This is a genomic window from Acuticoccus kandeliae (genome assembly GCF_003073115.1).
In genome coordinates this window covers 16,224-29,957 of sequence record NZ_QBBV01000002.1, presented here as the reverse complement: position 1 = coordinate 29,957, position 13,734 = coordinate 16,224, and the positions used below count along the sequence as shown (strand labels likewise).

General features: G+C 67.8%; 13 protein-coding genes and 1 pseudogene. 8 read left to right on the top strand and 6 right to left on the bottom strand.

Annotated features, from left to right (window positions below; translation table 11 throughout):
* The first annotated feature begins 45 nt into the window (after window positions 1–45).
* A complete protein-coding gene (locus tag DBV35_RS12820; RefSeq protein ID WP_108660732.1) occupies window positions 46–1,359 on the top strand; it encodes a hypothetical protein in 1,314 nt (437 codons plus the stop codon).
* 117 nt (window positions 1,360–1,476) lie between these two features.
* Here the strand turns inward: DBV35_RS12820 and yihA are convergent, their stop codons facing one another.
* From yihA to rpmH, 4 genes are read right to left on the bottom strand one after another with little or no spacing between them, the layout of a single operon-like run.
* Window positions 1,477–2,178: a ribosome biogenesis GTP-binding protein YihA/YsxC gene (gene yihA, locus DBV35_RS12815; protein WP_108660731.1), complete on the bottom strand. Its 702-nt coding sequence runs from the start codon at window positions 2,176–2,178 to the stop codon at window positions 1,477–1,479.
* Window positions 2,179–2,192: 14 nt separating this feature from the next.
* Window positions 2,193–4,052, bottom strand: coding sequence for a membrane protein insertase YidC (gene yidC / locus DBV35_RS12810; RefSeq protein WP_108660730.1), 1,860 nt, complete (start codon window positions 4,050–4,052; stop codon window positions 2,193–2,195).
* The gene (rnpA, locus tag DBV35_RS12805; protein ID WP_108660729.1) at window positions 4,052–4,420 is read right to left on the bottom strand and encodes a ribonuclease P protein component; all 369 of its coding nucleotides are present in this window, start codon (window positions 4,418–4,420) and stop codon (window positions 4,052–4,054) included. The genes yidC and rnpA overlap by 1 nt, the downstream gene beginning before the upstream one ends.
* A 10-nt stretch (window positions 4,421–4,430) precedes the next feature.
* Window positions 4,431–4,568: a 50S ribosomal protein L34 gene (rpmH, locus tag DBV35_RS12800; protein ID WP_108660728.1), complete on the bottom strand. Its 138-nt coding sequence runs from the start codon at window positions 4,566–4,568 to the stop codon at window positions 4,431–4,433.
* Between the two features lie 313 nt (window positions 4,569–4,881).
* Here rpmH and DBV35_RS12795 point away from each other — a divergent pair, with 313 nt between their 5' ends.
* The 6 genes from DBV35_RS12795 (at window position 4,882) to ychF (ending at window position 11,344) form a co-directional block, all read left to right on the top strand.
* A complete protein-coding gene (locus tag DBV35_RS12795) occupies window positions 4,882–5,646 on the top strand; it encodes a TVP38/TMEM64 family protein (protein WP_245943948.1) in 765 nt (254 codons plus the stop codon).
* On the top strand, window positions 5,643–7,049 hold the full coding sequence (locus DBV35_RS12790) for a dihydrolipoyl dehydrogenase family protein (protein ID WP_108660727.1): 1,407 nt from the start codon (window positions 5,643–5,645) through the stop codon (window positions 7,047–7,049). Before DBV35_RS12795 ends, DBV35_RS12790 begins: the two co-directional genes overlap by 4 nt.
* A gap of 144 nt (window positions 7,050–7,193) precedes the next feature.
* Window positions 7,194–8,603, top strand: a complete 1,410-nt coding sequence (locus DBV35_RS12785; protein ID WP_205648660.1) for a sensor histidine kinase — start codon at window positions 7,194–7,196, stop codon at window positions 8,601–8,603.
* A gap of 246 nt (window positions 8,604–8,849) precedes the next feature.
* The gene (locus tag DBV35_RS12780; protein WP_108661920.1) at window positions 8,850–9,506 is read left to right on the top strand and encodes a 50S ribosomal protein L25/general stress protein Ctc; all 657 of its coding nucleotides are present in this window, start codon (window positions 8,850–8,852) and stop codon (window positions 9,504–9,506) included.
* A 24-nt stretch (window positions 9,507–9,530) separates the two neighbouring features.
* Entirely contained in the window at window positions 9,531–10,244 is a 714-nt protein-coding gene (gene pth / locus DBV35_RS12775) for an aminoacyl-tRNA hydrolase (protein ID WP_342752363.1), read from the top strand.
* A gap of 2 nt (window positions 10,245–10,246) precedes the next feature.
* Entirely contained in the window at window positions 10,247–11,344 is a 1,098-nt protein-coding gene (gene ychF / locus DBV35_RS12770) for a redox-regulated ATPase YchF (RefSeq protein WP_108660725.1), read from the top strand.
* A 431-nt stretch (window positions 11,345–11,775) separates the two neighbouring features.
* Here the strand turns inward: ychF and DBV35_RS12765 are convergent, their stop codons facing one another.
* Entirely contained in the window at window positions 11,776–12,069 is a 294-nt protein-coding gene (locus DBV35_RS12765; RefSeq protein ID WP_205648659.1) for a transposase, read from the bottom strand.
* A gap of 146 nt (window positions 12,070–12,215) precedes the next feature.
* Window positions 12,216–12,448 (bottom strand): annotated as a pseudogene (locus tag DBV35_RS30210) (transposase); the annotation flags it as partial.
* A 500-nt stretch (window positions 12,449–12,948) separates the two neighbouring features.
* On the opposite strand from DBV35_RS30210, the gene DBV35_RS12750 reads away from it, so the two are divergent.
* Window positions 12,949–13,368: an IS110 family transposase gene (locus DBV35_RS12750; RefSeq protein ID WP_157961714.1), complete on the top strand. Its 420-nt coding sequence runs from the start codon at window positions 12,949–12,951 to the stop codon at window positions 13,366–13,368.
* The last annotated feature ends 366 nt before the right edge of the window (window positions 13,369–13,734 follow it).

Here is a 13,734-nt window from a genome sequence, read left to right as displayed (position 1 = left end):
GCGATGGTCCCCGCTCCTCGCCGAAACCCCGCAGGAATCGCGCAGTTGTCGACATTCTACTTCCATATCGGCATGCCGAAAACCGGCACGACGTCCATCCAGCGCTTCTTCCATCTGAACCGGGAGAGCGTCCGAGCCGCCGGCATCGCCTATCCGAATTTCCCGGGCGCCAACCAGAGTCCCTTCGTCGAGGCGCAGTTCCGCCTGCCGCGCGAGAGCGTGGCCGCGCGCCTCAAGCACCGCGGCCAGGGCGCCTTCGTCGACCGGCGCGAGGAGATGCGCGCCGCCTTCGTCTCCGAGATGGAGGCCGCCGCCGCCGAGGGGATCGACGGGCTCGTCTCGGCCGAGACCGGGAGCGGGCTGCAGGTGCAGGGCGTCACCGAGTTTCGCGACATCCTGCCGATGTTCGACCGCATGGTCAGCCTCGCCTTCGTGCGTCCGCCGCGCTCCTGGCGCCGCAGCAGCTGCCAGCAGGGCCTGAAGGACGGGCGCGTCATGGCGGACCTCAACGAGGCGCCGCCGGTGACGCGCTATCGCAGCGCGCTCGGGCCACACTATCGCGCGCTCGGCCGTGACGTGCGCGTCACCCTCTTCCATCCGACGCGGATGAAGGACGGCTGCGTCCTCCAGACGCTCCTCAGCATGATGGACGGGGCGCGCCCCGCCCTCGCCGACGCCCGGGCCGACCGGAGCAATGAATCGATGAGCCTCCCGGCGGCGAAGCTCTTCAGCGCGCTGAACCTTGCCCAGCGCGAGAAGGCGCTGCCGGCCTTCCTGCCGGAGCCGATCCGCAAGGCGCTCGGCGAGGGGATCGTCGCCGAATATCTGGAGTCGGTCTACGAGGAGGAGGGATTCGTCCGCCTCCCGAACGCGCTGATGCGTGGCCTCATCGCGGTGCCCGGCGCCCGCTTCCAGCTCCCGATCGAGCTGGAGCGCGCGGCGGCGGACGGGTCGGCCGAGGATGTCGCGTGGGTGTCGGCCCGCATCGGCGAGGACATCACCGCCCTCGACGTGGACGAGGACGAGACGCCCCTCGAACTCGCCGCCTTCGAGCGGTTCGACGACCAGGAGGTCGCGGACATCGTCGCCACGATCCGGCGCACCAACGAGACGGTGCTGATGCCGATCGAGCAACTTCTCGGCCGTCGCCTCAAGGGAAAGCGGCGCGTCGTGGAGCGCTATCTGCGCGAAACGAACGGGGAAGAGGAGCCGGCGGAGGCGGAGGGCTCGCCCGACCGTCAGGCGCGGCGGGAGGCCCGTCTCGCGGAGGTCGCGGCGCGGCGCGCGGCGCGCGTCGCCGAACGCGAGGCGGCGCGGGACCGCCGCGGCGGGAAGGCGCGACGCGAACGCGGGGCATAGAGCGCGCGCCGCTGAGGGTGGAACCTCAGCGAATCGCGGTCGCGGCGGATTGGTGAAGGGAGCACGACATTCCGCCATGGAAGCATGGCGGGATGAGCCGACGGGCTCTATGGCCGCTCAGTTTTCCAGGAGATGGGCGATCGCGGCGCGCAGCTCGGCGATCCCGTCATTCTTGTTCGCCGAGGTCAGCAGGATCTCCGGGTGCGCGGCGGCGCGACGGCGCAGCGCGTCCTCGGTCGCCTTCACGACCTCCTTGCGGTGGACGCCGCCCTTGTCCGCCTTCGTCAGCACGACCTGGTAGCTGATCGCGGCCTCGTCCATCGCCGACATCGCCTCGAGATCGACCGCCTTCGGCCCGTGCCGCGCGTCGATGAGGAGATAGACGCGGCGCAGGTTGGGGCGTCCGCGCAGATAGTCGAACACCAGCTTCGTCCACGCCGCGACCTCGGTCTTCGGCGCCTTGGCGTAGCCGTAGCCCGGCATGTCCACGACCACCGGGCCGATCCCGTCGGTGCGGCCGAAGAGGTTCAGCGCACGCGTACGCCCCGGCGTGTTCGAGGAGCGGGCGAGCTGCTTGCGGTTCGTCAGCGCGTTGAGGAGCGTCGACTTGCCGACATTGGAGCGGCCGGCGAAGGCGACCTCCATCGGCCCGATCGCCGGGAGATGGTCGATCGCGTGGCAGGCGCGCTGGAATTCCCAGGGGCCGGTAAAGAGAAGGCGCCCGGCCTCCAGAGTCGCATCGTCATAGGGCGATGCGTCTTCGGGGGCGGACGCCGGCTCCGTGTCACCGCCGACGAGGGTGTCGTCGGCGGGCGGCATGTCGTCGGGCGGGCTCAGGTGGCACCCTTCTGCTTCGATTTGCGGAAGATGCCGGTGATGTTGTCCCACAGCTCCACCTTCACGCCCTGGCGGCGCATGATGACGTACTGCTGCGTCACCGACAGCGTGTTGTTCCAGGCCCAGTAGATCACGAGGCCGGCCGGGAACGAGGCGAGCAGGAAGGTGAAGAAGATCGGCATCCAGTTGAAGATCATCGCCTGGGTCGGGTCCGGCGGGGCCGGGTTCATCTTCATCTGCACCCACATGGTCACGCCCATGATGAGCGGCCACACGCCGAGCATCAGGAAGTGGCCGATGACGGGCACGGTGGACGGATCGTAGGGCAGCAGGCCGAACAGGTTGAACAGCGACGTCGGATCCGGCGCGGAGAGGTCCTGGATCCACCCGAAGAAGGGCGCGTGCCGCATGTCGATCGAGATGAAGATCGTCTTGTAGAGCGCGAAGAAGACGGGGATCTGGATCAGGATCGGGATACAGCCGGCGAGCGGGTTCACCTTCTCCTTCTTGTACATCTCCATCATGGCTTGCTGCTGCTTCATGCGGTCGTCTTTGTACCGCTCGCGCATTTCAACCATTTTCGGCTGCAGCGCCTTCATCTTCGCCATGGACGTGTAGGCGCGCTGGGCCAGCGGGAAGAACAGCAGCTTGATCAGCACCGTCGTGATGAGGATCGCGACGCCGAAATTCCCGACATGGCTGTAGATCCAGTCAATCAGGAAAAACATCGGCTTGGTGATGAAATAGAACCAGCCCCAGTCGATCAGCAGGTTGAACCGATCGATGTTGTAGCTGTCCTCGTAGGCGCGGATCATGTTCGCCCGCTTCGCACCGGCGAAGATCAGGCCCACGGCCTCGGCGGTCGCGCCCGGCGCGGCCTCGACCGGATCGGCGAGATAGTCGGCCTGGTAGGCGGGCACGTTGCCGTTGCCGGCATAGAGGAAGCGCGGACGGAAGCTCGTGCCCGGCTCCGGAATGATCGTCGTCGCCCAATATTTGTCGGTGATGCCGAGCCAGCCGCTCTTCGATTCCGGCAGGTCGATGGTCCCGGCCTCCTGGAGGTCGTTGTACTTCTCCTGGTGGAGGCCAGACTCGCCGGCGATGCCGATCATGCCTTCATGCAGGATGAAGAAGCCGGAGGTCTCGATATGGCCCTGACGGCGCACGCGGCTGAACGGGTAGAGCGAAACCGCCGTCTCGGTCTGGTTCTCGACCGTCTGGCGCACGCGGAACATGTAGTTCTCGTCGATTTCGATCGTGCGGCGGAAGATGAGGCCGGCGCCATTGTCCCAGCTCAGCGTGACCGGCGTGTCGGGAGTCAGCGTCTCGCCGACCTCGACGGTCCACAGCGTGTCGGATTTCGGCACGACGATGCTGGGATCCTGCGGGACCCAGCCACTTTCGACGAAATAGGGATTGTTCGTCCCGAGCGGCGCGAGGAGCGTGATCTCAGGGCTGTCGGGATCGACGGTCACCCGGTAGTTCTTGAGCTTCAGGTCGTCGATCCGGGCGCCGACGAGGCTGATCGAACCGTCGACCCGCGGGGTCTCGATCGGCAGGCGGGGGGAGGCGGCGGTCGCCATCTCGCCGGTGGTGGAGGGCGCGGCCGCGCCGGCGGCCGGCTGCGGAATGGCGCCGGCGGCCTGCGGTGCGCTCGGGATGTCGCCTGTCGCGCCTGCCGCGCCAGCGGTCGGCGCGTTGGCGGTGATCGCCGTCGTTTCCGCGGACTCGATCGCTTCCTGGCGCTGGGCGGCGCGCTCTGCCTCCATCCTCGGTTCGATGAAGAAGAACTGCCAAAGAATGATCACCGCCAGCGAAAGGCCGATTGCGATGAACATGTTACGGTTGTCGCCCATTACGCTCTCTTCTGAACGGCCGGTCGGTTGAGTTTGTCGTGCGCGGCGCCGATCGCTCCGGCGAGCGCGTCGCCGAGGCCCACGAACGGCGCGTCAAGTGCCGCGCGCCGTGCCACGATCACATAGTCGGTCGTGTCGCGGAATTCACCGCGCATCACGTCGCTCAAAGCGCGAAAACGCCGTTTGATGCGATTGCGCACCACGGCGTTGCCAACCTTTTTGGTCACGGTGAAGCCAACCCGCGGGGTGTCCCCGTGGATGGTCGCCGTCTCATCTCGCCGCAGCGCCTGGAGCGTGAAAGCGTCCCGATGGACGCGCACACCCTTGGCGACGGCCTTGAACTCGGCCCGTTTCTTGAGCCGGGTCATTCCTGACTGATCAGGCGGACAGGGACTTGCGGCCCTTGGCGCGACGCGCATTGATGACGCGGCGGCCGCCCTTCGTGGCCATACGCGCACGGAATCCGTGGCGACGCTTACGAACAAGCTTGCTGGGTTGATAGGTACGTTTCGTCATGACAGCCTCTCGCCGTGGCCGCGCACGCCGCAGCGTTGGACACACAGATGAATGAAGAAAGAGGAGCCCAACAGGCTCCCCGACGTCTGCGGTATAGAAATGGCGGCGAATGCTGTCAACGCAAGCGCGCGAAGGAAGACAATCGGTCCAACCCGTCACGTATGGTTGAAAGGCCGCCATGCTGACGTGACTGCGCCCGCACTTGCCAATCCCGGACGCCAAAGCCCAGTTCTCGCGGGGCAAGCGAGAGGAAGGTTTCAGGTTGCCGGGCATCGAAGGCGATAGGAAGGGGGACGAGGCGGGGGGAGACCGCGTGGCATCGTCGCAGGTCCCCGCGCGCCCCTGGTGGAGGCGCCTGCTTCCGCTCGCCGTCGTGGGCGCCGCGATGGTGCTCTTCTACGTGTTCGACCTTCACGAGCACATCTCCCTCCAGGAGATCATCCGCCGGCACGAGAAGCTGGAGGCGCTGGAGCGCGACCGCACCTTCATGATGGTGTTCGCCTATCTCGCCCTCTACGTCCTCGCCGTGGCGGTGTCCTTTCCGGGGGCGAGCCTCCTCACAATTCTCGGCGGGCTCCTCTTCGGGCCGGTGCTCGCGACGCTCCTCACCGTCGTCGCGGCGACGGCGGGCGGGGCGATCATCTTCCTCGCCGCGAAGACCTCGCTCGGCGCGATGCTGCGGGCGCGGGCCGGTCGCTTCAGCCAGCGCCTCGCAGAGGGGTTCGAAGCCGACGCCTTCAGCTATCTCCTCTTCCTGCGCCTGATCCCGCTCTTCCCCTTCTGGCTGATCAACGTCGCGCCGGCGCTCTTCAACGTGTCGCTGCGCACCTTCGTGGCGGCGACGGCCATCGGCATTGTTCCGGGAACATTCGCCTATGCTTTGCTGGGCAGCGGGCTCAAGGGCGTGATAAAGGCGCAGGAGCGCGCCAATCCCGGATGCGCCGATGCCGGTACGTGCAAGGTCGACCTCGGCGCACTTTTCTCGCCAGGCCTCATCGCGGCGATCGTCCTTCTCTCGCTCGTCGCGCTGGTTCCGGTCTTCTGGAAACGCTGGCGCACCCGGAACGCCGCAGCATGACGCCACTCACTCCCGACATTTGCGTGATCGGCGCGGGATCCGCCGGGCTGACCGTCGCCGCCGCGGCGGCGAATTTCGGCCAGGACGTCGTTCTCATCGAGCGCGACCTGATGGGCGGGGACTGTCTCAATTATGGCTGCGTGCCTTCGAAGGCGCTGATCGCGGCGGCGCGCCACGCGGCCTGCGCGCGCGAGGGCGCCCGCTTCGGCGTCCACGCCGAGCCGCGGATCGACTTCCCGGCCGTCCACCATCACGTCCGCGGCACGATCGATTCCATCGCCCCGCACGATTCGGTGGAGCGGTTCGAATCGCTCGGCGTAACCGTGCTGCGGGCCGACGCGCGCTTCGTCGACGGGGAGACCGTCGTCGCCGGCGGCACGCGCATCAAGGCGCGCCGCTTCGTGATCGCCACCGGCTCGCGCCCCCGCATCCCGTCCATCGAGGGGCTCGAATGGTGCGACCCGCTCACCAATGAGAGCGTCTTCGACCTCACGCGGCTGCCGGCGCGGCTCGCGATCATCGGCGCGGGCCCCATCGGCGTCGAGCTCGGCCAGGCCTTCGCCCGCCTCGGTTCGCAGGTGACGATCGTCGACCCCTCCGGCCTCCTGCGCCACGAGGATCCGGCCGCGGTGGCGGTCGTGCGCGCGGCGATGACGGCCGACGGCGTCGATCTTCTGGAAGGCGTCGGCATCTCCCGCTGCGGGCGCGAGGATGGGGTGACGACCCTCACGCTCGGCGACGGGCGCAGGCTCGAAGTCGACGCCGTCCTCGCCGCCACGGGCCGCCGGGCGAATATCGAGGATCTCGATCTCGAGGCCGCCGGCGTTCGCTTCGACGACAGCGGCATCGTGATCAATCAGGGCCTGCGCACCAGCAACCGGCGCATCTATGCGATCGGTGACGTGACGGGCGGGCTGCAATTCACCCACGTCGCCGGCCATCAGGCGAGCCTCGTCGTGCGGTCCATCGTCTTCCGCCTGCCGGTGAAGTACGACCCGGACCTCATGCCCCGCGTCACCTACACCGACCCGGAGATCGCCCAGGTCGGCCTCACCGAGGGGGAGGCGCGCGACCGCGACCCGCGCACCACGGCCGAGACCGTGCCGCTCTCCGGCAATGACCGCGCGCGCACCGATTGCGAGACGGCGGGTTTCGTGAAGCTCGTCATCTCGGGGCGGGGCAAGCTCGTCGGCGCCACCATCGTCGCCCCCAATGCGGGCGAGATGAGCGCGACCTACGCGCTCGCCCTCGCCGGGCGGGTGAAGCTCTCCACCCTCGCCGCCTTCGTCCCGGCCTATCCGACGCTCGCCGAGTCCGGCAAGCGCGCGGCGATCAATCATTTCGCGGCGAAGCTCGACAAGGGGTGGGTCCGCCAGGTGCTCGGGATCCTGCGCCGCATCTGACCGCCCACTGCGTCAAACCGGACACGAGTCGGCGCGAAATGCGTCCCTTGCGATGGCGCGGCGTGTGGTGTTCGTGTACCGCCACTGGCGACGCGGTATGATGGCGCTGCGATGGACCACACAGGCAAGAGATGGCGCCCCCGGATGCGCCTCGGTCTCGGGACGAAGCTCCTCGTCCTGACGGTCCTGTTCGTGATGCTGTCGGAAGTCCTGATCTTCGTCCCGTCGATCGCCAACCACCGCAACAACTGGCTCGCCGACGCGCACCGCAACGCCTCCGTGGCCGCGGCCATCATCGCCGAGACCAAGAACGTCCCCGAGCAGCTGAAGATGCGCCTCCTCGAGGCGACGGACACGATCGCGATCGCCCACCGCGAGGGCAACCGCCGCCGCCTCCTCGCCATGAGCGTGCCGCCGACGACGGTCGACCGCCATGTCGAACTCGGCCACCAGTCCGCCTTCCAGTCGATCGTCGCCGCGTTCGACACGCTCTTTGCCCGCAACGGCCGCATCATCCGCGTGACCGCGATGCCGAAGGGGCGGACCGAGGAGGTGGACGTCGTCCTCGACGAGACGGCGCTGCGGCGCGACATGCTCGCCTACTCGACGAACATCCTCCTCCTCTCGCTGGTGATCTCGGCAATCACGGCGGGCCTCGTCTATATGAGCCTGCGCTGGCTCTTCGTGCGGCCGGTGAAGCGCCTCGCCCAGGCGATGGTCGACTTCGCGGAGGACCCGGAGGATGAGCGGCGCACCATCGTCCCCTCGGGGCGGACGGACGAGATCGGCGAGGCGGAGCGCTCCCTCGCCGCCATGCAGCACCAGCTCACCGACACGATCGTCCAGCGCCGGCGGCTCGCCGAGCTCGGCATGGCGGTCTCGAAGATCAACCACGATCTGCGCAATCTCCTCGCCTCCGCGCAGCTCTTCTCCGACCGCCTCGCCCTCATCCCCGACCCGACGGTGCAGCGCTTCGTGCCGAAGCTCGTGCGCGCGCTCGACCGCGCCGTCGGCTACACGAGCGGCGTGCTCGCCTATGGCCGCGCCGGCGAGGCCCCGCCCCAGCGCCGCCTCATCGATCTGGAAATGCTCGCCGCGGATGTCGGCGAGATCCTCGGCCTCGATTCCCACCCGACCATCGATTTCCGCATCCTCGTCGAGGAGGGGATGGAGATCGACGCCGACCCGGACCAGCTCTACCGCGTGCTGATGAACCTGTGCCGCAATGCGATGGAGGCGCTGGAAAGCAACCCGCACGAGGCGATCGTGCGCCGCCTCGCGGTGGCGGCCGAGCGATCGGGCACGGTGGTGCGGATCGTCGTGTCCGACACGGGGCCGGGCGTGCCGGGCAAGGTGCGCCAGAGCCTCTTCCAGCCCTTCCAGGGCGGCGGCCGGCGGGGCGGCACGGGCCTCGGCCTCGCGATCGCCGCCGAGCTGGTGCGGGCGCACGGCGGCTCGCTCACCCTCGTCGACACGGTGGTCGGCGCCTCCTTCGAGATCTCGATCCCGGACCGGCCGATCGACCTCGCCGCCCGCCGCGCCGCGAGCGCCTGACACCCCGCGCCAGGGGGAAGAATTGGGAAACCGTTTTTGTTGGCAGAGGCCGCCGGCCGCTCAGTCGGACGGCGCGAATATCTGTCCGGCCGGCGGCGTCTTTCGCCCTTGACAGGCTTGTTTTTGCACTAACGGTCCCCTATACCCCGTTGGCCCGCACCCCTGGAGGCGGGAGGCGCCATTGAGCGCAGAGGCTGAGCACGCGAGTGACTCAGCTTCATTTGTTTACCGACGAGGAGATGCATGATGGCTGACGCCTTTCAGCTGAAGGCCGCCGTGCGCGAACGGACGGGCAAGGGGGCCGCGCGCGCACTGAGGCGAGATGGACTTATTCCCGCCGTGATCTACGGCAACAATCAAGCTCCGATTGCGATCTCGGTTCCGCAAAAGGAGATGACCTTGGCCCTCTATGCGGGCGGCTTTCTGACCAATGTGTGGTCGATTGATGTCGACGGTCAGACGGTGCAGGCCCTCGCGCGTGATTATCAGCGCGAACCGGTCAAGGATCGCCTCATCCACATCGACTTCCTGCGCGTGACGGCGAAGTCCCGCGTGACGGTCGATGTCCCGGTCCACGTGATCGGCGAAGACGACTGCCCGGGCCTGAAGCAGCATGACGGCGTGCTGAACCTCATCGCGCACACCGTCTCGGTGAACGCGCCGGCCACGCACATCCCGCATGCGGTCGAGATCAATGTCGCCGGCCTCGAGATCGGCGCCACGATCACGAGCAGCGACGTGACCCTGCCGGGTGACGCGCACTTCGCGCACGAGGAAGAGTTCCCGATCGCGACGATCACCGCGCCCGTCGGCGAAGAGCCGGAAGAGTCGGAAGAGGAAGAGGCCGCCGAGGCCGAAGCCGAGTCCGAGGCCCCGGCCGACGACGAATCCAGCGAGAGCTAACAGGACGAAGGACGGGGCTGCACCATGATGAAATTGATGGTCGGCCTCGGCAATCCTGGAAGCACGTACGCCATGAACCGGCACAATGTCGGCTTCATGGCGATCGATCGCATCCACGACCGCTGGCACGGCGGTCCATGGCGACGCAAGTTCCAGAGCGACGTCTCCGAGGCCAACATCCATGGCACGCGGGTGATGTTCCTCAAGCCGTTGACCTACATGAACGAATCTGGCCGCGCGCTCGCCGAGGCGGCCAGCTTCTACAAGGTGGATCCCGCCGACATCGTGGTGATCCATGACGAGATCGATCTGCCGCCCGCCAAGTTCCGCATGAAGATCGGCGGCGGGACGGGGGGGCACAACGGCCTCAAGTCGATCATCGCCCACATGAAGGACGGCTTTCGCCGGCTGCGGGTCGGCGTCGGCCATCCCGGCCGCAAGGAGCTCGTGCCGAGCTACGTGCTGCACGACTTCGCCAAGGCCGACCAGTCCTGGCTCGAACCGCTGCTCGACGCGTTCGCCGAGGAGGCGCCGCTGCTCGCGACCGGGCAGGACGCGACCTTCGCCTCGCGCGTCCACATGCGCCTGTCCAACACGGCGCCGGTGAAGAAGGCCGAGCGCGAACCCGATTGCGCGCCGAAGGCCGAGCGGGCCCACGCCCTCCTGGCGAAATCCGGAGCGGACGCGCGGCCGGCCGCCAGCCCCTTCTCGGCCCTGGCTCATCTCTTGCGGAAGTAACAATGGGATTCAAATGCGGGATCGTTGGCTTGCCCAATGTTGGCAAGTCCACGCTCTTCAACGCCCTCACCAAGACGGCGGCGGCGCAGGCGGCGAACTATCCGTTCTGCACGATCGAGCCCAACACGGGCGACGTCGCGGTGCCCGATCCGCGCCTCCCGGCGATCGCGAAGATCGCGAAGTCGGCCGAGATCATCCCGACGCGGCTGACCTTCGTCGACATCGCCGGCCTCGTGCGCGGCGCCTCGAAGGGGGAGGGGCTCGGCAACCAGTTCCTCGCCAACATCCGCGAGGTCGACGCGATCGCGCACGTCCTGCGCTGCTTCGAGGATGACGACGTCACCCACGTCTCGAACACGGTCGACCCGCTCGCCGACGCCGAGACGGTCGAGACCGAGCTGATGCTCGCCGACCTCGAGAGCCTGGAGCGCCGCGCGGTGAACATCCGCAAGCGCGCCCAGTCGGGCGACAAGGACGCGAAGGCCGAACTCGCCTTGATGGACGGCGCGCTGGAGCTCCTGCGCAACGGCCGCCCCGCGCGCGAGCTCGAGGTCTCCGAAGAAGACCGCCGCGCCTTCAAGATGCTGAACCTCCTGACGAGCAAGCCCGTCCTCTACGTCCTCAACGTGGACGAGGCCTCGGCCGGGACCGGAAACGCCCTGTCGGAGCGCGCCGCCGCGATGGCCGCTTCCCAGGGCGCGCCCTCGGTGGTGATCTCGGCCGCGATCGAGGCGGAGATCGCGCAGCTCCCGCTCGACGAGCAGACCGAATATCTGGAGAGCCTCGGCCTCCACGAGCCGGGCCTCGACCGCCTGATCCGCGCGGGCTACGGCCTCCTCGACCTCATCACCTTCTTCACGGCGGGGCCGAAAGAAGTCCGCGCCTGGACGATCCGTTCCGGCACCCACGCCCCGCAGGCGGCGGGCGTCATCCACACCGACTTCGAGCGCGGCTTCATCCGCGCCCAGACGATCGGCTACGACGACTACATGTCCCACGGCGGCGAAACCGCGGCCCGCGACGCCGGCCGCGTCCGCGACGAGGGCAAGGATTATCGCGTGGCGGACGGGGACATCATCCACTTCAAGTTCGCGACCTGAGGCGCGGGGCGCTGGGGTCGGGGGTCTGAGACCTGATGCCCGGCCCGGGGGGCTGGAGCCTGAGCCCGGAGAGCTGGGGCCTGGGGCCGTCCGGGGGCCTGCCGGCCAGACAGGCGCACGCCGCGATTGGCAACCAGGGGGCGGGCTGGCCGAACTGGCCCGCATGGGTCGGCGTGTCTGCGTCCGACCGGATCGGCCCGGCTGGTGCGAACCGGTGGCCGTCGGCGGGAGCCGTGTTTCCGTGAAGGAAGGACCGGGGCTCGCGGATGAGCCCGGTCTGCAAGCCGCCTGGGGCACCGGTCGGCGATCTGCCGGATCGGCTGGAACACTGTCGGCGATCGCCGAGTTGCATGGCGCGTTGACCCACGCCGGATTCGCTTGCCCCTCTCATTCGAGAGGGGGGATGGGGCGCGCGAAGTATCCGTCTTGGTTCAAGGGGGATCGGTGGCCCAATCTCGGCCGTCACGAAGCATGGCGTTGGCAAGGATGATGAGCATTCGCATAAGGGCCGTGAGCGCCGCCTTCGCGAGTTTGCCCGCCGCGATGAGCCGTTCGTAGACAGCTCGCAGCGCCGGGTTCCACCGCGATTCCACGAGTGCCGGCATGTAGAGGGCGCGGCGGAGCGTAGCGCGACCTCCGCGGATGATCCGCCGCCCTTGCCGCGCGCCGGAATCGCGCGCGACCGGCGCCAATCCGGCGAGGCTCGCGGCTTGGCGCCCCGCCATGCTTCCGAGCTCAGACGTCCCGGCGATCGGCAAGAGGCGACGATGCAACCACCTCGGGCCAACGATAGCCGATGCGCTCTGGTCTAGGCCGTCCGGCTGGTACGCCCCGAAACTAGAGCGGATATAACCGAATCGCACTCGTCGCCTCAGGCAGCGAAGAGGTTGCGGCATCCGTCTGGGGTGAAGGCGTCGAAGGCCTCTGTCATGGCGGCCGGAGAACATCACCGGCCCGAGCCGCGACCTTGCGCAAAAGCGCTTTGAGCTTGGCGAAGGCCTTCTCGATCGGGTCGGAATCCGGAGAATTGGGCGGAAGGTGGAGGAGACTCGCGCCGGCCGCTTCAATCGCCTGGCGCACGCCCTGGACCTTGTGGGTCGCGAGGCCGCGCGCAGGCTGTCGAGATCCCGATGGCGAACCGGCGGTTGGCCCCCCGAGTCGACAGACCGGTGTCGATCGCCCACACGACCCACAGCCTGAGATCTCCCCTTGTGTCTAAATCGCGGTCGGCGCGATCGTCAGGATGGGGCCGCTGCCGGCGGTCGCCACCACCGGCAGCCGGAGAGGACGGATCGAACCCGCGCTGGTCCCTCGAAGGCCGGAGCGATGTTGGATCGCGTCTCTCATCTCCTCGAAACCTGAACGGATACCGGGGCAACCAGCCCGGACCCACAAGAGCGGCTCTCGCTCTATTGGAACCAATAGAGCGAGAAAAAGCCGCTCGCCATCAAAGAGCTCGATCATGTTTTCCGCGCTCGAGCGAGCGCGGGATGATCTGGCAGAGGATCGAAGAGTGACCGAGGATAACACCCGTGTCGCCGGCGTCGACATCTCCAAAGCCTTCCTGGACCTCGCCTTCCATCCCGGCGGCGAGGTTCGTTCGCGTGACGAACGACGCCGCGGGCCTTCGCGTCTTGCTTCGCAGTGGGCGCAAAGCGAAGGTGACAAAAGTCGTGTTCGAGCCGACGGGACACTTTCACTTCGCCCTCGAGGCTGCGCTCGATCGGGCCGGGATCGCCGGGGTCAAGGTGAACCCGCGGCGTGCCCGTCAGTTCGCCGAGGCGGCCGGCGGTTTCGCGAAGACCGATCGGGCCGACGCCCGTGCGCTCGGCCGGATGGGCGCGGCGCTCGATCTTGCACCGACCCCGCTCGCCAGTCCGCCGCGGCTGCGATTGCGCGCGCTACTGGCGGCGCGTTCCAGGCTGATCGCCGACCGCACGACGACGATCAACCGCATGGCGGGTGAGGCGGACGGGCTCTGCCGTCGCCTCGCCGGCCAGCACCTTCTGCTGTTGAAGTGGTAGATCGCGGCGCTCGACCAGGGGGTGCAGACGGTGATCGCCGCCGATCCCGACCTCGCGGACGCTTGCCGGCGCCCCTCGACGATCCCCGGCGTCGGGCCGCAGTGCGCCGCGATTGAACGGAAGCCACGTTCGACGATGCGAGCCCTGCTGCATATCCCGGCTTGCCCACATTCTTGGGTGGTTGGTTCAGGCCGCGTCGATCAGGTCGCCACCTGACCAGCTCTTGCCATCACGGCTGGAAGAAGTCTGCAATTCAGCCATCCGACGGCACGCGCTGCGCCAAGGCGAAATGCTGCTCACATTCAAGGCAGTGGACACATTTCGCATTGATCCAGATTCAAATCGAGGCAAGTGTCAGGGCGGCGA